A 21,287-nucleotide genomic window follows, 5' to 3' on the forward strand; every position below is an offset into this window, starting at 1 on the left:
TTCGCCGCGCGTCAGCGGGGCGACCAGAGTGGAGGAAGCCAGTGCCCAGCCAGGAGCAGAGCAGGCCGCAACGTCGCGAGGGCGAGCCCGAGGAGACGCCGGAGCCCACCCCCGTCGCGCCGGAGGCCACCGCCCGCAAGGAGGCGCTCGACGACGACATCGACAGCGTCCTCGATGAGATCGACGGTGTCCTCGAGTCCAACGCCGAGGAGTTCGTGCGCGGGTTCGTGCAGAAGGGCGGCCAGTGAGCGAAGGCCTGTCGTCAGGGCGACTGCCGGCGGGCTTCACCACCCCCGGCTCGTCGTCGTTCACCGAGTTCATCGGCAGGGTCTCGCCCGATCTGTTGCCGGCCGGCCGGCCGCTCCCGCTCGGGGCCACCGTCGCCGCCCCGCACGGCACGACGATCGTCTGCCTGGAGTATGCCGGGGGCGTCGTCATGGCAGGTGACCGCCGGGCGACGATGGGCAACCTCATCGCGAACCGCGACATGGAGAAGGTCTTCGCGGCCGACGAGTACGCCGTGGTTGGGATCGCCGGCACGGCGGGTCTCGCGATCGAGCTCGTCAAGCTCTACCAGGTCGAGCTCGAGCACTACGAGAAGATCGAGGGAACCCTGATGTCCGTCGAGGGTAAGGCGAACCGGCTCGCGAGCATGATCCGCGGCAACCTCGCGATGGCCATGCAGGGCCTGTCGGTCGTGCCGTTGTTCGCCGGCTACGACCTCGACGACCGCGCCGGGAGGATCTATTCCTACGACGTGACCGGCGGCTGCTACCGCGAGCACGACCACCACAGCATCGGTTCCGGCTCGCTCTTCGCCCGGGGCGCGATGAAGAAGCTCTGGCGCCCCGGTCTCGACGAGGCCGCGACGGCCCGGGTGGCCGTGGAGGCGCTCTACGACGCTGCCGACGACGACTCGGCCACCGGCGGCCCCGACCTCGGCCGGCGGATCTGGCCGACCCTCGCCGTCGTTGACCGGGAGGGCGTCCGGTTCCTCGATGACGACACCCTGGCCGGGGTGGTCGAGCAGGTCGTCGCCGACCGTCAGGGCAACCCGGGAGGTGCCCGATGAGCATGCCGTTCTACGTCTCGCCCGAGCAGCTGATGAAGGACAAGGCGGACTACGCGCGCAAGGGCATCGCGCGCGGTCGGTCGGTCGTCGTCCTGGCCTACGACCGGGGCATCGCCTTCGTCGCCGAGAACCCCCAGAGCCTGCGCAAGATCTCCGAGATCTACGACCGAATCGCCTTCGCGGCGGTCGGCATGTACTACGAGTTCGAGAACCTCCGGGTGGCCGGCATCCGCTACGCCGACCTGCGGGGCTACTCCTACGATCGCTCCGACGTGTCCGCCCGCGGCCTGGCCAACGCCTACGCCCAGACCCTCGGCACCGTCTTCACCCAGGAGCCGAAGCCCTACGAGATCGAGATCGTCGTGGCCGAGGTCGGTCAGGACACCGAGCACGACCAGATCTACCGCTTGACCTATGACGGCTCGGTGGCCGACCAGCACGGCTACGTGGTCATGGGGGGCACCATCGCCCGGGCGGAGGAGCTCCTCCAGGGACGCTGGCGAGCCGGGCTCAGCCTCGGCGAGGCGCTCGAGCTCGCGGTCGACGCCCTGGCCCTCGATCCCCTCGGCGGTGAGCCACGCACCCTGGCGCCCGACCAGCTCGAGGTGGCGGTCCTCGACCGGCAGCGCCCCCGGCGCAAGTTCCGCCGGATCGGGGGTCAGCTGCTCGCCGACCTGCTCAACACCGACAGCCCCGTGTCCGACGCGCCCGAGGCGGACGACCGCTCGCCCGGTCACCACGACGTTCTCACCGGTGAGAGTCCGACCGACGCCGCCCGGGACGGTGCCCCGGAGACCCCGGGCACCGATCGTCCCGCCAACCCCGAGGGCCGCGACGACCCGCTCAGCACTCTGGAAGGTGGATCATGAGCATCTACGACCATCCGGTCAGCGCCCTCGGTGGTGGCCCGGCCGACCTGCACGACTTCGCGGACCGCGCCGTGCTCGTCGTCAACGTCGCCTCGAAGTGCGGGCTCACGCCGCAGTACGCCGGTCTCGAACGGCTCCAGGAGCGGTTCAGGGACCGGGGTTTCACCGTCCTCGGCTTCCCGTGCAACCAGTTCGGTGGGCAGGAGCCGGGCACGGCGGCAGAGATCGAGACCTTCTGCAGCGCCACCTACGGCGTGACGTTCCCGATGTTCGACAAGGTCGAGGTCAACGGAGCCGAGCGCGACCCGCTCTACGCAGAGCTGACCGCCGTGCCCGACGCCGACGGCGAGGCCGGCGACATCCAGTGGAACTTCGAGAAGTTCCTCGTGGCTCCCGGAGGTGGCCCCATCATCCGCTTCCGACCGGGCACCGAGCCGGAGTCCGACGAGGTCGTCACCGCGATCGAGGGGATACTGCCTCTCGCCTGAACGGGGGTCGCGAACAGGTCGCCGCCGGGGTCACTCGGGGGTTCGAGGTAAAAGCGCGGTCCCTGGGCCGCGGTTTGACCTCGGGCCGGGCGCCGCGGAAGGGAACGAACGGGTCAGTGGGCGTTGGCGGCGGCGTCGGGGCCGTGCCCGACCTCGCCGTTGCTGCCGCTCTCCGGTTGGTCGTGGTGTCCGGCACCGTTGTCCCCGGAAGCCGGCTGGCCCTCGGCCGGAGCGACGGGCGGCTCGGGGACGACCTGCTGGGCCAGCGCCGGGCCACCGAGGGTCGCGAGCATCTGCCGGACGTTGGCGAGCTGGGAGTTGATGCTGTCACGGCGCTGGGTCGCGGCAGTGAGCTCGCGCTCGGAGTCGTTCCGGATCCGCTCGGCGTGCTCGCGAGCCTGCTGCACGTGCTGAGTGGCCTCCGCCCGGGCGGTCTCGAGGGTGTGGGCCGCGGTGCTCTTCGCCTCGGCATGGGCGGCGTCCGCCTCCTGCTGGAGGGCGGCAGCTCGCACCTGGATGGTCCGCAGCGACTCCTCGTGGGTGGTCAGCTGCGCCGAGAACTCCTCGGCGGCCTGGTCGCGTCGGACGGCCAGGGTGGTCTCGAAGTCGGCAGCAGCAGAGGCAGCCTTGGCGCGCTGGTGCTCGTAGAGGGCCTCAGCCTCCTCGCGGCGGGCGGCCGCCGAGCGGCTCGCGTCGTCGAGGTGGGAGTCGGCCTGACGCTTGGCTTCTTCGACGATGAGCGCGGCATCGGCCTCGGCCTTGGTCCGCATGTCGTCGGCATACCGGTCGGCCGCGGTCTGGGAGTGCGCGGCAGCAGCCAGTGCATCGCTCCGGTGCTGCTGGGCCTCGACCTCGGCGGTCTCGCGCATGTTCTGCGCCTCGGCGTCGGCGAGGTGCAGGATCTTGCCGATCCGCTCGCCGAGATCCTGATACGTGGGTGTCGTCGCCGCGAGTTGGGCCTGCTCGAGCTCGGCGATCCGCGACCTGGACGACTCGAGCTCTCTCGCGACCTCGGCGTGGGCCGACTGCGCCTTGGTCAGCTCGACCGTGCGATCGGCCGCCTCACGACGGGCTGCCTCCAGTGCGACGGTCAGCTCGGTCAGGGTGGCGTTCACCTGGGCAGGGTCGAAACCGCGCATCACCGAACGGAACTCAGGAATGTTGGTGGTCATGTGTTCGGCCGTCATTTCTGCAGGAGGTCCTGCGCTCTGGGGTGGAGACTGTGGTGGCGTCTAGGGACGGGCGCGAAGGCCCTCGTGCGCGGATTCGTCGCTGCCCCAGAAGAACTGGGGTTCGATGGGAGTGCTCGGGTTGACCGACCCGTCCTTTGGGAGGGTCAGGTCGTCCGCCCTGCCCTCGGTCCCGTTGGCCACGTGGTCGGTCGCGGCGGGATGGTCGGTGGGCGCTTCGGCGGGAGGCGCTTCGGCGGGAGGCGGTTCGGCGGTGGGCGGCTCGGCGGTGGCGGGGCTCTCGGTAGCAGCGGCAACGGGTTCGGCTCGCGCCCACGGGGCGTTCGCGGGTTCGGGGATCGCGGGGATGACCATGGTGTCGGACGCTGACTCGCCGGACGTCGCCCCGGGGCTCGGTTCGGGGACGGCGACCACGGGGATCGACGTCGTGTCGTCGTCCTCGGTTGCCTGGGTGTCGGTGACCTCGTGGTTCGCCCCGGTGTCGGGCGAGGCGAGGGTGGTCACGGGCGCGAGTACCTCGGTGGGGGCGTCGCATGAGCTCTCGGCGGCGCGATCGGCCGCGTCCGGGGAAACGTCCTCGAGGGCGACCGACGATGGTGTCGCTACCTCCTCGACGACCGGGGGGACCACGTCGGGTTTGCTCAGGCTCACGCGGTCCGGCTCGGCAGCCTCGCGGCCGAGGTCCTCGTGCGCGTCGGGGCTGCTGTCGGGGACGTCGGGGCTGTCTGGTCTGCTGTCGGCGACATCGGGTTTGGCGGGGCTGCTGTCGGGGACGTCGGGGCTCGCACCCTCACCCACGTCGGCCTGAGTGGTCGCGGTTTCGGTGCTCTTCGACAGGTCCGTCGACACGTCTGTCGAGCGGCCCGTCGGCACGTCTGTCGAGAGGCCCGTCGGCACGTCGCTGGGCCGTTCGGAGATCGCGAGCGCCTCGATGACGCCGGACAGGTTGCCGAGCTGCGAGGTGATGTCGTTGCGTCGGCGGGTGAGGACCTCGACCTCCCCGCGGGCCTCGGTCAGCAGCCGACGGGCCTCGGTCCGCAACCTGTCGGCCTCGGCTCGGGCGTCAGCAATGGTCTGGACGAGCTCGGTCCGGGCCGACCGGCGGTTCTCGTGAGCCTCCCGCTGCAGCTTCTCGACGTCGGCGGCCGTCCGCTCGCGGATGAGCCGAGCGCCCTGCTCCGCGTCGGCGAGCCGGCGCTCGGCGCGCGCGACGTGGTCGGCGGCGGCGCTCTCCGCGTCGGCGATGATGCGGGCGGCCACCTCGACGCTGCGAGCGTGGGTGCGCCGCGCATCCTCCTCCGCCGACTCGAGGACCGCCGCGGACTGGAGACGCAGGCGGGAGGACTCCGCCGTGGCCGCGGTCAGAGCCTGCTCGGCCCGGTGGGTGCTCTGGGCGACGAGGGACTGCGTCCGCTGCCGGTGCTCGCGGACGTGGTCGACGAGCTCCCGGTGGGACTGCGCCTTGAGCCTCGCCACCTCTTCGTGGGCACCGTCCAGCATGTCCTTCATCGTCGTCTGGGCCCACGCCATGTGCTGGTCCGCCGCCGACACGATCTCGTCGGCCCGTTGCTGTGCCGCGGCGATCGTCGTCTCGGCGCCGGCCTGGGCCTCGTCGGTCAGACGACGGGCCTCCAGCCGGTGGGCCTCGAGCGTGGAGGTGGCCTCGTCGCGCCAGGTCATGGCGTCCCGCTCGGCGGCGGCGCGCAGCCCGACCGCCTGCGCCTCGGCTTCCTGGGCCAGACCTCCGAGCAGGACGTCCGTCTCGGACCGACGGCGTCGTTCCTCCTCGTCGAACAGTCGAATGCGCTGCTCGTGACGGGCGGTCTGCTCGCTCTCGTGCGCTGCCGCCCGTTCCAGCGCGGCCCCGTGGTGCGCTTTGGCTTCGGCGACCAGGACGTCGGCCTGCGCCTGAGCGGTGGCGACGAGCTGGGCCGCCTCGGCGTAGGCGCCGGCAACCGCCTCCTCGCTCGTGCGGACGGCGGCGTCGGTGACCATGGCAGCCTGCTCGGCCGCGTCCCGGTGGAGCTGGTCGGCGTCCTCGTGCGCGGCGCGCAGCCGGGTCTCCGCCTGCTTCTGGATCCGGTCGGCCTCGCCCCGCATGGCGCCGACCTCGTGGGTCAGCCGGTCGGACTCGAGGCGGAGTCGCTCGTTGTCGGCCCGGGCCCGCGTGGTCTCCTCCTCGACCTGGCGGCGCAGGTTGTCGGCGTGGTCCTGGGCGCTGGCGAGGATCGCGAGGGTGTGCCGCGTGACGTCGCCGACGCCCACCAGCCCGGCGGAGCTGCCCGCGGGCGGCGTTGGCGACGCCGACCCGTTCGACCCACCAGGGCCATGCGAATCACGCTGTGTCCGGGGCACATTCAGCACATTCGGCGCATTCTCCTGGGTCAGCGCGGAAGGCGCGGGCGGCGCGGTCGGCTCGGACATGGGGCCATGATTCCATGCGAGGCGCGCTCGTGCGTCCCTCAGTGGCAAACCCGTCGAAGACCTGTGGGTCAGCGGTCCGTCGCCCCGAGAAGCATCAGCTCGTCGGCGCGATCGAGGCCTGCGCGGCGCCCGGTGCGGTCCAGCCCGAGGTGCCGTTCCCACGACAGGGCGTCGGCGGTGGTGAGATCCAGCGGCCGCGCGACGAGGCCGGCCGACAAAGCGGACGCATCGTCACGCGCCGAGAAACCCCGCCACTGCGGATCGTGCATCCACAGGGCCAACGACCTCTCACCCATGTACTCCTCGATCCCCGCCGCGATCAGGTCCGCGTCCGGCACCGCCACGGTCTGGCCGGTGAAGCCCGCGACGGCGGAGGCCGTCGCGAGGACGTCGGACAGGGTCCGACGCGGACCGCAGGCGTCCACGATCCCCGTTGCCCCGGCCATCCCCGCCTCGAGGACCCAGGCGGCGAGGTCGAGCACATCGAGGAGCTGGGCCGGTCGCTCGAGGTCCTCGGGCACGAGGACGGGCCCCCCGTCCTGCTCGGCGAGGGCGAACCGGCTGACCCAGTAGCCGAACCGGTCGCTCAGGTCACCGTGCCCCGCGATGAGACCGGAACGCGCGACCAGCGCGCCCTGCCCACGCTCTCCCCGGTATGCCGCGACCGCCGCCTCGCAGGCGACCTTCGCCTCGCCGTACTGCTCCGGTGGGGACTCGTCGCCGTCGAAGGCCGGCAGCAGCGGCGTCGTGAGGTCGCCGCCGAGCTGCGAGTGGTCGGCGTAGACCGATCCGGACGAGACGAGCACCCAGTGCTCAGCCCGGTCGGAGAGCGCTGCCAGCGCGCCCCGGGCCTGGCCCGGCTGGCGGGTGAGGTCGACGACGAGGTCCCAGCCCCCCGACGTGAGCACACCGGCATACGCGTCCTCTCTGCTGCGGTCACCGCGGACCAGCGTCGTGCCCTCGGGCACCCCGCCGCTCTCGCCGCGGGCGAGGCACGTGACGTCGTGCCCGTCGGCGAGGGCGAGAGCGGCGATCGTGCCGCCCAGCCAGGAGGTGCCGCCGAGGACGAGGAGGTTGCTCATGGTCCTTACCGTCGCACCGGGAGCAGCGCGACGTCATCCCCTTCGGCTGACGGCAGAGCGGACCGGGCGATGCGACCCGCGAGTCCGACCCGCCACTCCCGCCGGGGGGCAGGCAACTCGGGGGAGATCGACCTAAGGTGAGAACATGCAGCGGCGGATCTTCGGCATCGAGAACGAGTACGGCGTCACGTGCACGTTCGACGGCCAGCGCCGCCTGACGCCCGACGAGGTGGCGCGGTACCTCTTCCGCAAGGTCGTCTCGTGGGGCCGCTCCAGCAACGTCTTCCTCGGCAACGGCTCAAGGCTCTACCTCGACGTGGGGTCGCACCCGGAGTACGCCACCCCCGAGTGCGACGACGTGCGCGAGGTCGTCATCCACGACAAAGCCGGCGAGCGGATCGTGGAGGGGCTCGTCGAGGACGCCCAGATGCGGCTTCGGGAGGAGGGCATCGCGGGGGAGATCTACGTCTTCAAGAACAACACCGACTCGGCGGGCAACTCCTACGGCTGCCACGAGAACTACCTCGTCGGCCGCGCGGGCGAGTTCCAGAAGATCTCCGACGTCCTCATCCCCTTCCTCGTCAGCCGCCAGATCACCTGTGGCGCCGGCAAGGTGGTCACGAGCAGCGCGGGCTCCCGGTTCTGCGTGAGCCAACGGGCCGACCACATCTGGGAGGGCGTCTCGTCGGCGACGACGCGCAGCCGCCCCATCATCAACACCCGCGACGAGCCGCACGCCGACGCCGAGAAGTACCGCCGCCTGCACGTGATCGTCGGTGACTCCAACATGTCGGAGACGACGACCCTCCTCAAGGTCGGCTCGGCCGACCTGGTCCTGCAGATGATCGAGGCGGGGGTGGTGATGCGGGACATGGCGCTGGAGAACCCGATCCGCGCGATCCGCGAGATCAGCCACGACCTCACCGGCCGCCGGACCGTCAAGCTCGCCAACGGCCGGGAGCTGTCCGCGCTGCAGATCCAGCAGGAGTACTACGAGCGCGCCGTCGGCTTCGTCGAGCGCGAGGGGATCGCCAACCCGGTGCACAAGCAGGTCCTCGAGCTGTGGGGGCGCACCCTCCACGCCGTCGAGACCGACGACCTCGGCCTGATCGACACCGAGATCGACTGGGTCATCAAGCACCGCTTCATTACCCGCTACATCGCCAAGAACGGGCTGGACATGAGCGACCCGCGGGTGCTCCAGCTCGACCTCGCTTATCACGACATCAACCGCCGTCGCGGCCTCTTCTATCTGCTGCAGCGCCGCGGACTCGCCGCCCGGGTGTGCACCGACCTCGAGACCTTCGAGGCCAAGGTGCTCCCGCCGCAGAGCACGCGGGCCAAGCTGCGCGGCGACTTCATCCGGGCCGCCCAGGCCAACCGGCGCGACTTCACCGTCGACTGGGTGCACCTCAAGCTCAACGACCAGGCCCAGCGGACGGTGCTGTGCAAGGACCCGTTCGCCTCCGAGGACGTCCGGGTGGCGCGGCTCATCGACAGCATGTGAGGTCGACAGCGGCGTGCGCGGCCCACCTGTGCACCGGCGGTCAGGCGACACAGGCACGCCGGTTAGTGTCACCACCTGACAAACGACCCCGATCGAAGGTTCTCCCCGCGTGCGCGTTCAACTCAAGGCCCTGGCGGCGTGTGCCGCCCTCTCCCTCGGTCTGACGGCCTGCAGCTCCGGCGGGAGCGGCACCACCGCCACGGCGACCCCGTCGGTGGGTGCGTCCGCCGCGACGGGGGTGCACGCTCCGCTGAACAAGGCCGCTGACCTCGCCGTCCTCGACCAGATCAAGGTCACCGAGACCGATCCGGCCGCCGGCCCGACGCTGACCTTCAGCAAGACCCCGATCGCCGTCAGCGCCACCACGGTGAAGGTGCTAACGCCGGGGACCGGCGCGAAGGCCACCACCGACAGCCTCGTCACGGTCAAGCAGTCCCTCTATGTCGGGGGGACCGGCAAGCTCGTCGACAACGGCTTCGGCGCGTCGAAGCCCGCCTCGACCTTCTACACCGGCGACCAGCAGACCATCTCCGGGCTGCTGACCGCGCTCGTGGGCGCGCAGAAGGGCTCGCGCATCGTCTTCGCGATCCCCCCGGCGGAGGCCTTCGGGGACCAGGGCCAGACGGCGGCGAGCATCGGCCCGAAGGACGACCTCGTCGTCGTCGCGGACGTCACCGGTGTCAGCCTTCCGCAGTCGGTCGCGACGGGCGCGGCCGTGGCTCCGGTGGCGGGTCAGCCGACCGTGACCTTCGACGCGACCAAGGGCCCGACGATCACCATGCCGAAGACCGCGGCCCCCAAGACCCTGGTGAGCCAGTCCCTCATCGAGGGCACCGGCCCCGTCGTCAAGGGTGGTCAGTCCCTCATCGTCAACTACACCGGCGCCCTCTATGCCGACGGCACCGTCTTCGACTCGTCGTGGACGCGCAAGGCGCACTTCAGCTTCCAGACCAACACCGGCGCCGTCATCCCTGGTTGGGACAAGGGCCTCGTGGGCAAGAAGGTGGGCTCACGGGTGCTTCTCGTCGTCCCTCCGGCCGATGGCTACGCCGCCACGGCGAAGCAGGGCATCCCGGCCAACTCGGAGCTCGTCTTCGTCGTCGACATCCTCGCCGCCGCCTGACGGCAGCCCGCAGCACCACCGGGCCGGCAACCCGCCGGCCGGCATACCCGATCCCCCATGTGCACCAGGAGACCTCATGCCCCTCGACCCGAACCGCACGAAGCCCGAGCTCGACTACCCGGGCGGCGAGGCTCCCACCGAGCTCGTCATCCAGGACCTCATCGAGGGCACCGGTGACGAGGCGGCGGCCGGGCACACCGTCAGCGCCCACTACGCCGGCTGGACCTTCTCCAGCGGCGAGGAGTTCGACTCCTCGTGGAACCGTGGCGCGCCGCTGGACTTCGGCCTCGGCCGCGGTCAGGTCATCGCGGGCTGGGACCAGGGCATCGTCGGGATGAAGGTCGGCGGTCGCCGCCAGCTGACGATCCCGTCCGACCTCGCCTACGGCGATCGCGGTGCCGGCGGCGTCATCAAGCCGGGCGAGACCCTGATCTTCGTCGTCGACCTCGTGGACGTCCGCTAGCCGCCCCACCCACCGCAACACGTGGGTGTGTGTGGGGGGGACGGTGGGTGTGGGGTGGGTGTTGCTGCGGGTCGGGTCAGAGGAGGCTCGCGGCATACCGGCCGGCGGCGGCGGCGGCGAGGAAGCTCGCCGGGTCGTCGGCGTAGCCTCGGCCCATCGTGCGCACGGTGACGGGGGAGCGGACGATCGCCTCCTCGAGCCCCTCGAGCTCGATGTCGTGGCGCACCAGGCGACCGCCGGTGGCGGCGACGAGGGCCGCGGCCTGCACGTCGACGAGGGCGCCGACGTCACCCGGCAGCAGGGGCACCGGCAGGTCGGCCGACACCAGCGCCACCCGTCCGTATGCCGTGCGGCTGTGGTGCGAGATGCCGCGGTGCCGCTCGCGGGCGTCGGCCTGCGAGACGCGTAGCGACGCGACGGGCCGTCCGCCCAGCGTGCCTGCCGCGTTGACGGACTCCCCGGCGATGACGCCGGAGAACCCCCACCGGGTGCCGGTGCCGAGGTTGCCCGGGCCTTGCGCGACGACCGCGATATCCGCCCCGGCGACGAGCCGGGCGGCCAGCAGCCCGGAGTGCACCGTCACCGCCTCGAGGTCGCCCCCGTAGGCCTGGCCGACGCTGATGCACGTCGCCAGCACCCCGGCCCGCCGCAGCGCGGCCACGGTCCGGGAGAAGGCGACGGGCAGGGCGCCACCGTCGGTCATGAGGTAGGCGATCCGCGCGTCGGGCGCCCGTTCCAGCACGCCGGCGACGATCGCCGGCAGGGCCGAGTGCAGGTCGGCGACGACGACCGGCAGCCCCGCCAGGTCGTCCGCGTCGGCCAGCAGCGCGTGGTGCGGGCTCTCCTGCTCGTCGACCCCCAGCACCATTGTCTGGAGCGGCGTGTAGCGCGCCTTGACGAGGTGCCCCGGCGCCCCGGGAGGTGGCCCCCCGGGCTGGTCGGCATCGTCACGGTCCGGCAGCGCGGTGACCAGCGCGAGTCCACCCGTGCCGAGGCCTCGGTCCAGCGCCGTGACGTTGAGCAGCACCCGCTCACCGATCCGGGGGACGCCGACGACGTCGGCGTAGGCCAGCGCCGGCACGCTCGTGCCGTCCGTGAGTCGCACCGTCACCTCGAGCGCCCCGGCCAACGCCGACACCAGATCGACCCGGTCGACCACGACACCGCTGCGGATCCGGATCACGTCATCGAGCCTAGCGACGGGAGTCGGGTAGCGTCGTGGCCGTGACTGTCCCCCCGTCGGCCGCGGTGAAGACCGAGCGTCTGCTCAACCTCGTCATCGCCCTGCTGTCGACCCGGATGCCGCTCTCCAAGGCCCGGATCCGGACGGCGGTGCCGCAGTACCAGGGGACGGCCTCGACCGAGGCCTTCGACCGGATGTTCGAGCGTGACAAGGACGAGCTGCGCGAGCTCGGGATCCCGCTCGTCACGGCGGTCATCGACCCGCTCTTCGACGACGAGCTCGGCTACCGCATCGACAAGCGCGAGTACGCCCTCCCGGAGATCCACTTCGAGCCCGACGAGGTGGCCGCCCTCTCGCTGGCCGCCCGCGCCTGGGCCCGGGCCAGCCTCGCCGGCCCGGCGGCGACGGCGATGCGCAAGCTGCGCTCTGCCGGGGTGGAGATGGACGACAGCTCGCTGGTCGGCATCGAGCCGGTCGTGCGGACCACGGAGGACGCCTTCGAGCCGCTGCGCCGGGCGGTGTTCGACCGGCAGGAGGTGACCTTCGGCTATCGCAAGCCGGAGGAGGAGAGCACGCTGCGCCGGCTGCAGCCGTGGGGACTCACCCAGTGGCACGGACGGTGGTACGTCACGGGGCACGACCTCGACCGTGACGACCTGCGCGTCTTCCGGCTCGGTCGGATCGACTCCGGGGTCACGGCTACGGGCCTTCCGGGTGCCTACGAGGTGCCGGACGACCACGACCCGCGCACCCTCGTCGAGACGACGCAGCCGCCGGAGCTCCCCGACCGCACCGCCACCCTGCTCGTGCGCGAGGGGGCCGGCAACACGTTGCGGCGCCGGGCCACCTCGTCGGTCGAGACCACGTCGGTCGAGACCACGGTGGCCGAGACCACGGTGGCCAAGACCACGGTGGCCGACGGCGACGCGTGGTCGCGACTGACCGTCCCCTTCGGCGGCCTCGACCGCCTCGCGGACGAGGTCAGCGGGTTCGGCCCGGACGTCGTGGCGCTCGAGCCGGACGACCTGCGGCACGCGGTCGTGCGCCGCCTCACCGGGGCGCGCACGCGGCATACCGACGGCCCCGACGGCCCCGACGGCCCCGACGGGCCCGACGGGCCGCAGGGGGAGGGGCCGTGACGACCACCCGGCGCCGACCGCCGCAGGAGTCCGCGACGAACCGGCTCTCCCGGCTCCTCACGATGGTCCCGTGGCTGCTCACCCACCAGGGGGTCGAGGTGTCTGTGGCAGCGGCGGAGTTCGGGGTCACCGACGAGCAGCTCGTGGCCGACCTCGGGCTGCTGTTCCTCTGCGGGACGCCAGGCGGGATGCCCGACGACCTCATCGAGGCCGACTGGGAGGACGGGCGGGTCTTCATCGGCAACGCCGAGCACATCGCCCGGCCGCTGCGCCTCTCGGTCGACGAGGCCCTCAGCCTCATGGTCGGCCTGCGGGCGCTCGCCTCGACACCGGGGATCGCCGAGCACGAGCCGGTCGACCGGGCGCTGACCAAGCTCGAGGACGCCACCGGCGCGATCGGCACGGCGAGCGCCCGCGTGCAGGTCTCCATCGACGACGGCGCAGCGGAGCTGACCCTCGCCGACGCGCGGCGGGCGGTGCGGGAGCGGAAGCGGGTCCACCTGCGCTATCTCGTGCCGGCTCGCGACGAGGTGAGCGAGCGCGACGTCGACCCGATGCGCGTGGTCAGTCTCGACGCGAAGTGGTATCTCGAGGGATGGTGCCACCTCGCCGAGGACGTCCGGCTCTTCCGGGTCGACCGCATCGAACGGCTCGAGGTGTTGGGCGTCGACGGCACACCACCCGTCCAGGCGCTCCCGCGGGACCTCGGCGGGGCTGCGTATGCCGCGCACGAGAGCGACCTCGAGGTCGTGGTCGACACCGACCGCTCGGGCGCGTGGATCGTCGACTACTACCCCACCGAGTCGGCCGTGGACCTGCCGGGCGGTGGCCGCCGGGTCACCCTGCGCGTCGCCGACCCCGCCTGGGTGCGCCGGCTGGCGTGGCGGATGGGGGGGCACGTCACCGTGGTCTCGCCCGCGTCGTTGCGCGACGAGGTGGCCGCCGGCGCCACCCGCGCACTCGCCGCGTATGCCGGTGACGAGGGTCGGCCGGCATGAGCACCGACGGGGCGGCGCGGGACTCCCGCGCTGGCGTTAGGCTCGGAAGCGTGCGCACACAGTGGACGCGACGAAGGGGTCCGACGGGATGAGGGTGCTCGTCTGGATCCTCGTCTGGGTCGTCCTCATCGTGCTCGGCGCCCTCTACATCTGGTCGAAGGGCCGCGTCACGTGGCGCCAGACCAAGGCCCTCGGCTCCGAGATCGCGGAGGCGTCGGAACGGCTGGGGGCGGTCCAGGCCCAGGTCGACCGACTCGGCGAGTCCACGGACGCCATCCAGAAGCTCGCCGTCTTCGAAGACCCCGGACGGGTCCGCGCGGAACGACAGACCACCCGCCGGACGTTGCAGGAGGAACGGCGCGCCCGAAGAAACCGAAATCTCCCTACGTGGGCACGGCACGTAGACTCGTGAGTGTCACCAACGACGAAAGGCATGACCCATCATGTTGAGAGACTTCGCCCAACCCAGCCACCTCATCATCCTCGCGGTGCTCGTCGTGGTGCTGTTCGGATGGAAGAAGCTCCCGGACGTCACCCGCAGCGTCGGTCGCTCGATGCGCATCTTCAAGTCCGAGATGGGCGAGATGAAGACGGACGGCAAGGAGAGCTCGCCCAGCCCGGCCGCGTCCGACACGGTGAAGGGCACGGCCACGCCGCCGCCCGCAGCGACCGTGCCACCCGTGCAGGTGCCGCTGCAGAAGCCGATGACCGTGCCGACGCAGGCCTCGCCGGTGCAGCAGGACCAGCCGGTCGAGCCGGCGGCCGCACCGCACGACGCCACGCGCTGACCGCGCGACGCCTCGAAACTCGACGCTGAGTCATGGCCCGGACCGAGAAGGTCGACACCGGCGAGAAGCGCGGTATGCGTCGCCGGCTGCGCAAGCAGCGTGACCCCGAGGGTCGGATGTCGCTCGGCGACCACCTGCGTGAGCTGCGTCGCCGGGTCATCATCTCCGGCGTCGCCATCCTCGTCGGGGCCGGCATCGGCTGGTGGCAGTACGACAACCTGTTCAACCGGCTCATCGCGCCGATCAAGGACCTCGCCAGGGAGCGCAAGCAGGAGATCGCGACCCTCAACTTCCCCGACCTCACCGGCTCGTTCACGCTGCTCATCACGGTCGGTCTGTTCACCGGGCTGATCCTCGCCTCGCCCGTCTGGCTCTACCAGATCTGGGGCTTCATCGTCCCCGGCCTGAGCAGGCGCGAGAAGCGCACCTCACTGCTGTTCATCGGCAGCGCCGTGCCGCTCTTCATCGGCGGGTGCACGCTCGGCTTCATCGTCCTGCCGCGGGCGGCGGCCGCCCTGCTGTCGTTCACCCCGGCCGGCGCCTCCAACATCCTGCCCGCGCCGGACTACCTCAACTTCGTCCTGCGCTTCATCCTCGCGTTCGGGCTGGCCTTCCTGCTCCCCGTCTTCCTCGTCGGGCTCAACGCCGCCGGCATCCTGCCCGCCCGGATCCTGGTCAAGGCGTGGCGCCCGGCGGTCTTCCTGATCTTCCTCTTCGCCGCGGTGATGACGCCGACCCCCGACGCGTGGACGATGCTCTTCCTGGCCGTGCCGATGATCATCCTGTTCTACCTCGCGGTCGGCATCTCCTTCCTCCTCGACCGACGCAAGGCCAAGAGGGACGTCACGGCCGAGTGGCGCGACCTCGCCGACGACGAGGCATCCCCGCTCTAGCCGAGATCGCGCCGAGATCCCGGTAGCGTTCCGTCCGTGCCGAAGCCGCCCGACGGGGCCCGCCGCCGGGTGGGTCTGATCGTCAACCCGACGGCCGGAAAGGGGCAGGGGGCCGTCCTCGGGGAGCGGACGCGACGACGGCTCGTCGGCACCGGGCAGGAGGTCCTCGACCTCAGCGGGCGCGACCTCGCTGAGGCGCGCGCGCAGGCCCGGGAGGCGGTCGAGGCGGGGGCCGTCGACGTCCTCGCCGTCGTGGGCGGCGACGGGCTGGCGCACCTCGGGGTCAACCTCTGCGCAGGCACGGACGTGCCACTGCTGATCGTGGCCGCAGGCTCCGGCAACGACAACGCCCGGAGCCTCGGCCTGCCGGTGCGCGACCCGGAGGCCGCGGTCGACCTGCTCGTCGACGGGCAGATCCGCGCCATCGACGCGGGGCGCACCACCGCAGGTGTCGACGGCGGAACCGACCGCGACCAGTCCGTGCGGTGGTGGCTCGGTGTCCTCGGCGGCGGATTCGACTCCATCGTCACCGAGCGTGCGCACCGGCTGCGGTGGCCCCGCGGGCCGTCGCGCTACACCCTCGCCGTGGCACTCGAGCTGCCCCGATTCCGCGCCATCCCGTATGCCGTGACGGTGGACGACGTCCGCATCGAGACCGAGGCGATGCTCGTCGCCGTCGCCAACGGGCCGGCGTTCGGGGGCGGGATGCTCGTCTGCCCCGACGCCTCCTACGACGACGGCCTGCTCGACGTCCTCATCCTCCACAAGGTGTCGACCCGGCGCTTCCTGAGGATCTACCCCCAGGTGTTTCGCGGACGGCACGTCGCCCAGCCCGAGGTGCAGGTCCTGCGCGGGCGACGGGTGCGACTGGAGGCGGCCGGCATCATGACCCAGGCCGACGGGGAGCGCTTCGAGCCGCTGCCGCTGGACGTCGAGGTCGTGCAGGGGGCGCTCCGGGTCGTGTGCCCACGGAAGACCTTGCCGCCGGGGTGAGCGCCGTGGGACCGGGCACCTGACTGAGCGCGATGGGGACTCAGCGCGGGCGGCGCAGGTCGAACCGGTGCTCCGCGCTGATGCCGTAGTAGGCGCTGGGACCACCGGCGCGCAGGACCGGCGCGGCCCTGACCGTGTCGTAGACCCCGTCGACGAGCAGGTCCTCGTCGATGTGGATCCCGACGACCTCCCCGAGCGTCAACCAGGTGTCGAGCTCGGCGCCACCGCGGTCGACGAGCCGCACGATCTGGGTGACGCGGCACTCGAAGCTCACCGGCGACGCCGCCACCCGCGGCGCGGCGATCTCGACACTCGCCGCCGCCTCGAGCCCGGACCGGTCGAACTCGTCGACCTCGTCCATCGTCGACGTCGCGTTCATGGCGGGCGCGAGGTCCCGGGTGACGAGGTTCCAGGTGAACTCCCGCGTCTGCTCGAGGTTGGCGACGCTGTGCTTGTGGCCGATGCTCGCGAACCCGACGATCGGCGGGGTGTAGTTGAAGGCGTTGAAGAAGCTGTAGGGCGCGAGGTTGCGCCGGCCGTCCGGGGCCAGCGAGCCGATCCAGCCGATCGGGCGCGGCCCGACGATGGCGTTAAAGGGGTCGTGCGGGAGGCGGTGCCCCTCGGCCGGTCGGTAGAAGTGCTCGCTCATGACGTCAAGCAAACCAGACGCCTCCGCGGCTCAGACGGGCGGCCCGCGGCATACCGGACCGCTCCCGTAGCCTGACACCATGTCCGCTGCCGACCGGTTTGCCGCCGCGAAGGCGCGGGCCCGAGACCAGGGCAGCGCCTTCGCCGACTTCGCCGGCTCGATCGACTTCCCGCTCGACGACTTCCAGGTCGAAGCCTGCCGGGCCCTCGAGAGCGGTCGGGGCGTCCTGGTCGCGGCCCCCACCGGCGCGGGCAAGACGATCGTGGGCGAGTTCGCCGTCCACCTCGCGCTCGCCCAGGGGCGAAAAGCGTTCTACACCACCCCGATCAAGGCGCTCTCCAACCAGAAGTACGCGGACCTCGTCGCGATCCACGGCGCGCGCAACGTCGGACTGCTGACCGGCGACTCATCGATCAACGGTGAGGCCCCGATCGTCGTGATGACGACCGAGGTGCTCCGCAACATGATGTATGCCGGGTCGACCACCCTCTCGGGGCTCGGCTACGTCGTGATGGACGAGGTCCACTACCTCGCCGACCGCTTCCGCGGCGCGGTCTGGGAAGAGGTGATCATCCACCTGCCCCCCGACGTGCTCGTCGTCTCGCTGTCGGCGACGGTGTCCAACGCCGAGGAGTTCGGGGCCTGGCTGACGGAGGTGCGCGGCGACGTCGACGTCATCGTCTCGGAGCACCGGCCGGTGCCGCTCTGGCAGCACATGATGGTCGGCCGCGACCTCTACGACCTCTTCGTCGACGAGGCCCTCGACCCGCCCACGCACCTCCACACCGCCAAGGCCAGAAACGGCGAGCTGGACGCACCGCGCGACCGGGCCACCACGCGGGTGGGTCCCGAGCTGCTCCAGGCGATCGGCAACGCCTCGCGCCGGGCCCACGACGAGCAGGGCGGCTGGCAGCGCAGCGGGCGCCAGGGCCGCGCCGGGCGCGGTGGCCCCCGGGGTCGCGGCGGTCCCGGCGGCGGCACCGACGGCCGCGGTCTGGCCCGCAGCACCGGCGCCCAGTCCGGTGGCCGTCCCGGCGGTGGCGCGACCCGCGGCGAGGTCATCGACCGGCTCGAGCGCGAGGGGCTGCTGCCCGCGATCACCTTCATCTTCAGCCGGGTCGGATGCGACGCCGCCGTCGGCCAGCTGCTGCGCCAGGGCGTGCGCCTGATCGACGTGACGGAGGGAGAGAGCATCCGCCAGGTCGTCGAGGAGCGCGTCTCCGGCCTCGCCGAGGAGGACCTCACCGTGCTCGGCTACTGGGACTTCGTCGAGGGGCTGTCCCGGGGCTACGCCGCGCACCACGCGGGGATGCTCCCGACCTTCCGCGAGATCGTCGAGAGCCTCTTCACCGCCGGCCGGATCAAGGCGGTCTTCGCCACCGAGACCCTGGCGCTGGGCATCAACATGCCCGCGCGCACGGTCGTCCTCGAGCGCCTGGTGAAGTTCAACGGCGAGGCCCACGTCGACGTCACCCCGGCCGAGTACACCCAGCTCACCGGCCGCGCGGGCCGGCGCGGCATCGACATCGAGGGCCATGCGGTCGTCCTCTACAACCGCGGCCTCGACCCGCTGGCGGTCGCCGGCCTCGCCTCGACACGCACCTACCCCCTGCGCTCGAGCTTCCGGCCGACCTACAACATGGCGGTCAACCTCGTCGGGCAGTTCGGGCGGGCCCGGGCCGCCTCGATCCTCGAGACGTCCTTCGCCCAGTTCCAGGCCGACCGCGCCGTCGTCGGCTTCGTGCGGACGCTGCGGCGCAACGAGGAGGCCCTCGCCGGCTACGCCGAGTCGATGTCCTGTCACCTCGGCGACTTCACGCAGTATGCCGCGATCCGCAACGAGATCCGCGACCTCGAGAAGGATGCGGTGAGGTCGCGTGCCGCGACCTCGCGCGCCGAGGCAGCGATCAGCCTCGAGGCCCTCAAGGTCGGCGACGTCATCCGGATCCCGGCGGGCCGACGCAGCGGGTATGCCGTGGTCGTCCAGGCGAGTCAGCCGAGTCGCAGCGGCCGCGGCGAGCCGCCGTCGCCGACCGTCGTCACCGAGGACCACCAGCTGCGCCGGCTCACCCTCGTCGACGTGCCCACCCCGGTCGAGCCGGTCACGACGCTGACGCTGCCCAAGGGCTTCAACGCCAAGAGCCCCAAGTCGCGGCGCGACCTCGCGACGTCGCTGCGGATCGCCGCGCCGCACGAGTCGAGCACCCGGCATACCGGACGGGGCAGTGGCGCGGGCGAGGGAGTCGCGGGGGAGGAGGAGCAGATCGCGGAGCTGCGCCGCCGGATGCGCGCGCACCCCTGCCACGCCTGCCCCGACCGCGAGGACCACGCCCGGTGGGCCGAGCGCTGGTGGCGGTTGACCCGCGAGACCCGGACCCTGCAGCGCAAGGTCGACGGCCGGACGAACTCCGTGGCTAAGACCTTCGACCGGATCTGCGACCTGCTCTCGGAGCTCGGCTACCTCGGCGCCGGCGGGGAGTCGGTGACCCCGCAGGGGGAGCAGCTGCGCCGGCTCTACACCGAGAAGGACCTGCTCACCGCCGAGTGCCTGCGGCAGGGGGTCTGGCAGCGGCTCGACGCCGCCGGGCTGGCCGCTGCCGTCTCGGCGATCGTCCACGAGCCGCGCCGCGAGGAGCACGAGATCTCGCCCCGGATGCCGAACGACGACGTCGCGCAGGCCTGGCAGGAGATGGTCGGCATCTGGAGCCGGATCGAGGACGCCGAACGAGATCACGCGCTGCCCTTGACCGGAGACCCGGACGGCGGCATCGCCTGGATGGTGCACCGGTGGGCCAGCGGTCAGCGGCTGGAGCTCGTGCTGCGCGACAGTGACATCGCGGCCGGCGACTTCGTCCGGCGCTGCAAGCAGATCGTCGACCTGCTCGACCAGATCGCCGGCGCCGCCCCGACCCCCGCGCTGCGGTCCACGGCTCGCGCGGCCGTCGATGCGGTCATGCGCGGTGTCGTCGCCGCTGACCGGATGGACTGACCCTGCCGGTTGAACTGAGAGACCACCCCGGCCGACCCGGTATGCCGCGACTGCGTGTTGCAGCCGCATAACGGTTCCGCGTTCGCCCAGGTGTGGCGCTCCTAGCACCGCAGGTGCGGGTAGATTGTCTGCGTGCCCACTTTCCGCGTCCGTGAGGCCGCCGAGCTGCTCGGCGTGAGCGATGACACCGTCCGTCGATGGGTGGACGCCAAGCGGCTGCCGATCACGAGCGACGCCGCTGGTCGCCAGGCCATCGACGGCGCCGCCCTCGCCGCCTTCGCCCAAGAGCTGGCCGCCTCGGCCGAACGGCCCGAGCCCGGGCCCGTGCTGTCCGAGTCCGCCCGCAACCGGTTCGTGGGCCTCGTGACCCGCGTCCTGCGCGACACCGTGATGGCTCAGGTGGAGATGCAGTCCGGCGGGCACCGGATCGTCTCGCTGATGAGCCGTGAGGCCGCCGACGAGCTGCAGCTCGAGCCCGGCGTCCTCGCCATCGCCGCGATCAAGTCGACCAACGTCGTCATCGAGGTCCCTCAGCGGAACTAGCACGACCACCGCGGATGAGCGCGGTCCCCCCACCCCGATCACGTCGCCACCGACCTCGACGTGGCAGAAACCCTCAGGAGCTCACCTTGCGTCGCACCGTCGTCACCGCCTCAGTGGGCCTGTCCGCGGCCGCCCTCGTCCTCGCCGGCTGCGGCTCATCGGGCGGCTCCGGGACCGCGTCCAGCAGCTCGGGGTCCTCCACGACGTCCGGTGTGACCGGTACCGTCACCGTCTTCGCCGCGGCCTCGCTCAAGTCGTCGTTCACCGTCATCGGCAAGGCCTTCGAGGCCGCGAACCCGGGCGTCAAGGTGACCTTCAACTTCGGCCCGAGCTCGGGTCTCGCGACCTCGATCGCGCAGGGCAACCCCGCGGACGTCTTCGCCTCCGCGAGCCCGACCAACATGGACTCCGTCGTGAAGGCCTCCGACGCCAGCGACCCGACCACGTTCGCCAAGAACGCCATGCAGATTGCGGTGCCGCCGAGCAACCCGGGAGCGATCACCGGTATCGCCGACCTCGCCAAGCCGGGTGTCAAGGTCGCCCGGTGCGCCGATGCGGTGCCGTGCGGCAAGCTCGCGATGACGATCTTCACCAAGGCGAAGATCACGGTCAACCCCGTCGACCGGGCGGTCGACGTCAACGGCGTCGTCAAGGACGTCACCACCGGAGAGGTCGACGCCGGACTGGTCTACGTCACCGACGTCCTCGCGCAGGGCGCCAAGGTGAAGGGGATCGTCATCCCCGCCGACGTCAACGCCTCGACGAGCTATCCCATCGCGGTGCTGAGCAAGGCCCCCAATGCCGCCGGCGCCAAGGCGTTCAAGGCGTTCGTGCTCTCGGACACCGGTGTGGCCGCCCTGACGGACGCCGGCTTCGAGAAGCCGTAGGTCCTCC

Annotated in this window: 21 protein-coding genes; 16 read left to right on the plus strand and 5 right to left on the minus strand. The window is 71.8% G+C overall.

Going from position 1 to position 21,287, the window contains the following annotated elements; genetic code table 11:
• The first annotated feature begins 41 nt into the window (after window positions 1–41).
• From Q0R63_RS00570 to Q0R63_RS00585, 4 genes are read left to right on the plus strand one after another with little or no spacing between them, the layout of a single operon-like run.
• Window positions 42–248, plus strand: coding sequence for a ubiquitin-like protein Pup (locus Q0R63_RS00570; RefSeq protein WP_295692443.1), 207 nt, complete (start codon window positions 42–44; stop codon window positions 246–248).
• The gene (gene prcB, locus Q0R63_RS00575) at window positions 245–1,072 is read left to right on the plus strand and encodes a proteasome subunit beta (RefSeq protein WP_295692446.1); all 828 of its coding nucleotides are present in this window, start codon (window positions 245–247) and stop codon (window positions 1,070–1,072) included. Before Q0R63_RS00570 ends, prcB begins: the two co-directional genes overlap by 4 nt.
• Window positions 1,069–1,941, plus strand: coding sequence for a proteasome subunit alpha (gene prcA, locus Q0R63_RS00580; RefSeq protein WP_295692448.1), 873 nt, complete (start codon window positions 1,069–1,071; stop codon window positions 1,939–1,941). The genes prcB and prcA overlap by 4 nt, the downstream gene beginning before the upstream one ends.
• The gene (locus Q0R63_RS00585; protein ID WP_295692450.1) at window positions 1,938–2,429 is read left to right on the plus strand and encodes a glutathione peroxidase; all 492 of its coding nucleotides are present in this window, start codon (window positions 1,938–1,940) and stop codon (window positions 2,427–2,429) included. The genes prcA and Q0R63_RS00585 overlap by 4 nt, the downstream gene beginning before the upstream one ends.
• A gap of 113 nt (window positions 2,430–2,542) precedes the next feature.
• On the opposite strand, the gene Q0R63_RS00590 is transcribed toward Q0R63_RS00585, so the two are convergent.
• From Q0R63_RS00590 to Q0R63_RS00600, 3 genes are all read right to left on the minus strand, one after another.
• A complete protein-coding gene (locus Q0R63_RS00590) occupies window positions 2,543–3,601 on the minus strand; it encodes a hypothetical protein (RefSeq protein ID WP_295692452.1) in 1,059 nt (352 codons plus the stop codon).
• A 60-nt stretch (window positions 3,602–3,661) separates the two neighbouring features.
• The gene (locus Q0R63_RS00595; RefSeq protein WP_295692455.1) at window positions 3,662–5,884 is read right to left on the minus strand and encodes a hypothetical protein; all 2,223 of its coding nucleotides are present in this window, start codon (window positions 5,882–5,884) and stop codon (window positions 3,662–3,664) included.
• 227 nt (window positions 5,885–6,111) lie between these two features.
• On the minus strand, window positions 6,112–7,125 hold the full coding sequence (locus tag Q0R63_RS00600; protein ID WP_295692458.1) for an NAD-dependent epimerase/dehydratase family protein: 1,014 nt from the start codon (window positions 7,123–7,125) through the stop codon (window positions 6,112–6,114).
• 145 nt (window positions 7,126–7,270) lie between these two features.
• Between Q0R63_RS00600 and pafA the strand changes: the two genes are divergently transcribed.
• From pafA to Q0R63_RS00615, 3 genes are all read left to right on the plus strand, one after another.
• Window positions 7,271–8,632, plus strand: a complete 1,362-nt coding sequence (pafA, locus tag Q0R63_RS00605) for a Pup--protein ligase (RefSeq protein WP_295692461.1) — start codon at window positions 7,271–7,273, stop codon at window positions 8,630–8,632.
• Between the two features lie 109 nt (window positions 8,633–8,741).
• Window positions 8,742–9,755: an FKBP-type peptidyl-prolyl cis-trans isomerase gene (locus Q0R63_RS00610; protein ID WP_295692464.1), complete on the plus strand. Its 1,014-nt coding sequence runs from the start codon at window positions 8,742–8,744 to the stop codon at window positions 9,753–9,755.
• A gap of 76 nt (window positions 9,756–9,831) precedes the next feature.
• Window positions 9,832–10,218, plus strand: a complete 387-nt coding sequence (locus Q0R63_RS00615; protein WP_295692466.1) for an FKBP-type peptidyl-prolyl cis-trans isomerase — start codon at window positions 9,832–9,834, stop codon at window positions 10,216–10,218.
• Between the two features lie 76 nt (window positions 10,219–10,294).
• Here Q0R63_RS00615 and Q0R63_RS00620 read toward each other — a convergent pair whose 3' ends face one another.
• The gene (locus Q0R63_RS00620; RefSeq protein WP_295692469.1) at window positions 10,295–11,401 is read right to left on the minus strand and encodes a DUF3866 family protein; all 1,107 of its coding nucleotides are present in this window, start codon (window positions 11,399–11,401) and stop codon (window positions 10,295–10,297) included.
• Between the two features lie 41 nt (window positions 11,402–11,442).
• Between Q0R63_RS00620 and Q0R63_RS00625 the strand changes: the two genes are divergently transcribed.
• The 6 genes from Q0R63_RS00625 to Q0R63_RS00650 all read left to right on the plus strand — a co-directional run bounded on the left by Q0R63_RS00625 (window position 11,443) and on the right by Q0R63_RS00650 (window position 16,212).
• A complete protein-coding gene (locus Q0R63_RS00625; RefSeq protein WP_295692472.1) occupies window positions 11,443–12,540 on the plus strand; it encodes a WYL domain-containing protein in 1,098 nt (365 codons plus the stop codon).
• On the plus strand, window positions 12,537–13,538 hold the full coding sequence (locus tag Q0R63_RS00630) for a WYL domain-containing protein (protein WP_295692474.1): 1,002 nt from the start codon (window positions 12,537–12,539) through the stop codon (window positions 13,536–13,538). The genes Q0R63_RS00625 and Q0R63_RS00630 overlap by 4 nt, the downstream gene beginning before the upstream one ends.
• Before the next feature lie 88 nt (window positions 13,539–13,626).
• Window positions 13,627–13,950 carry a hypothetical protein gene (locus Q0R63_RS00635; protein WP_295692477.1) on the plus strand — a complete coding sequence of 108 codons (324 nt, stop codon included), beginning with the start codon at window positions 13,627–13,629 and terminating at the stop codon, window positions 13,948–13,950.
• Between the two features lie 31 nt (window positions 13,951–13,981).
• Window positions 13,982–14,326, plus strand: a complete 345-nt coding sequence (tatA, locus tag Q0R63_RS00640) for a Sec-independent protein translocase subunit TatA (protein WP_295692480.1) — start codon at window positions 13,982–13,984, stop codon at window positions 14,324–14,326.
• Window positions 14,327–14,358: 32 nt separating this feature from the next.
• Entirely contained in the window at window positions 14,359–15,219 is an 861-nt protein-coding gene (gene tatC, locus Q0R63_RS00645; RefSeq protein WP_295692484.1) for a twin-arginine translocase subunit TatC, read from the plus strand.
• Between the two features lie 36 nt (window positions 15,220–15,255).
• Window positions 15,256–16,212 (plus strand): diacylglycerol kinase family protein, encoded by a 957-nt coding sequence (locus Q0R63_RS00650; RefSeq protein WP_295692488.1) that lies wholly within the window; start codon window positions 15,256–15,258, stop codon window positions 16,210–16,212.
• Between the two features lie 40 nt (window positions 16,213–16,252).
• On the opposite strand, the gene Q0R63_RS00655 is transcribed toward Q0R63_RS00650, so the two are convergent.
• Window positions 16,253–16,861 (minus strand): flavin reductase family protein, encoded by a 609-nt coding sequence (locus tag Q0R63_RS00655; protein WP_295692491.1) that lies wholly within the window; start codon window positions 16,859–16,861, stop codon window positions 16,253–16,255.
• A gap of 79 nt (window positions 16,862–16,940) precedes the next feature.
• On the opposite strand from Q0R63_RS00655, the gene Q0R63_RS00660 reads away from it, so the two are divergent.
• The 3 genes from Q0R63_RS00660 to modA all read left to right on the plus strand — a co-directional run bounded on the left by Q0R63_RS00660 (window position 16,941) and on the right by modA (window position 21,280).
• Window positions 16,941–19,850, plus strand: a complete 2,910-nt coding sequence (locus Q0R63_RS00660) for a DEAD/DEAH box helicase (protein ID WP_295692494.1) — start codon at window positions 16,941–16,943, stop codon at window positions 19,848–19,850.
• A gap of 132 nt (window positions 19,851–19,982) precedes the next feature.
• Entirely contained in the window at window positions 19,983–20,393 is a 411-nt protein-coding gene (locus tag Q0R63_RS00665) for a TOBE domain-containing protein (protein WP_295692497.1), read from the plus strand.
• Window positions 20,394–20,479: 86 nt separating this feature from the next.
• Window positions 20,480–21,280: a molybdate ABC transporter substrate-binding protein gene (modA, locus tag Q0R63_RS00670; RefSeq protein WP_295692500.1), complete on the plus strand. Its 801-nt coding sequence runs from the start codon at window positions 20,480–20,482 to the stop codon at window positions 21,278–21,280.
• The last annotated feature ends 7 nt before the right edge of the window (window positions 21,281–21,287 follow it).

Origin of the sequence: Lapillicoccus sp. (genome assembly GCF_025353065.1) — a bacterium.
Classification (GTDB): domain Bacteria; phylum Actinomycetota; class Actinomycetes; order Actinomycetales; family Dermatophilaceae; genus Lapillicoccus.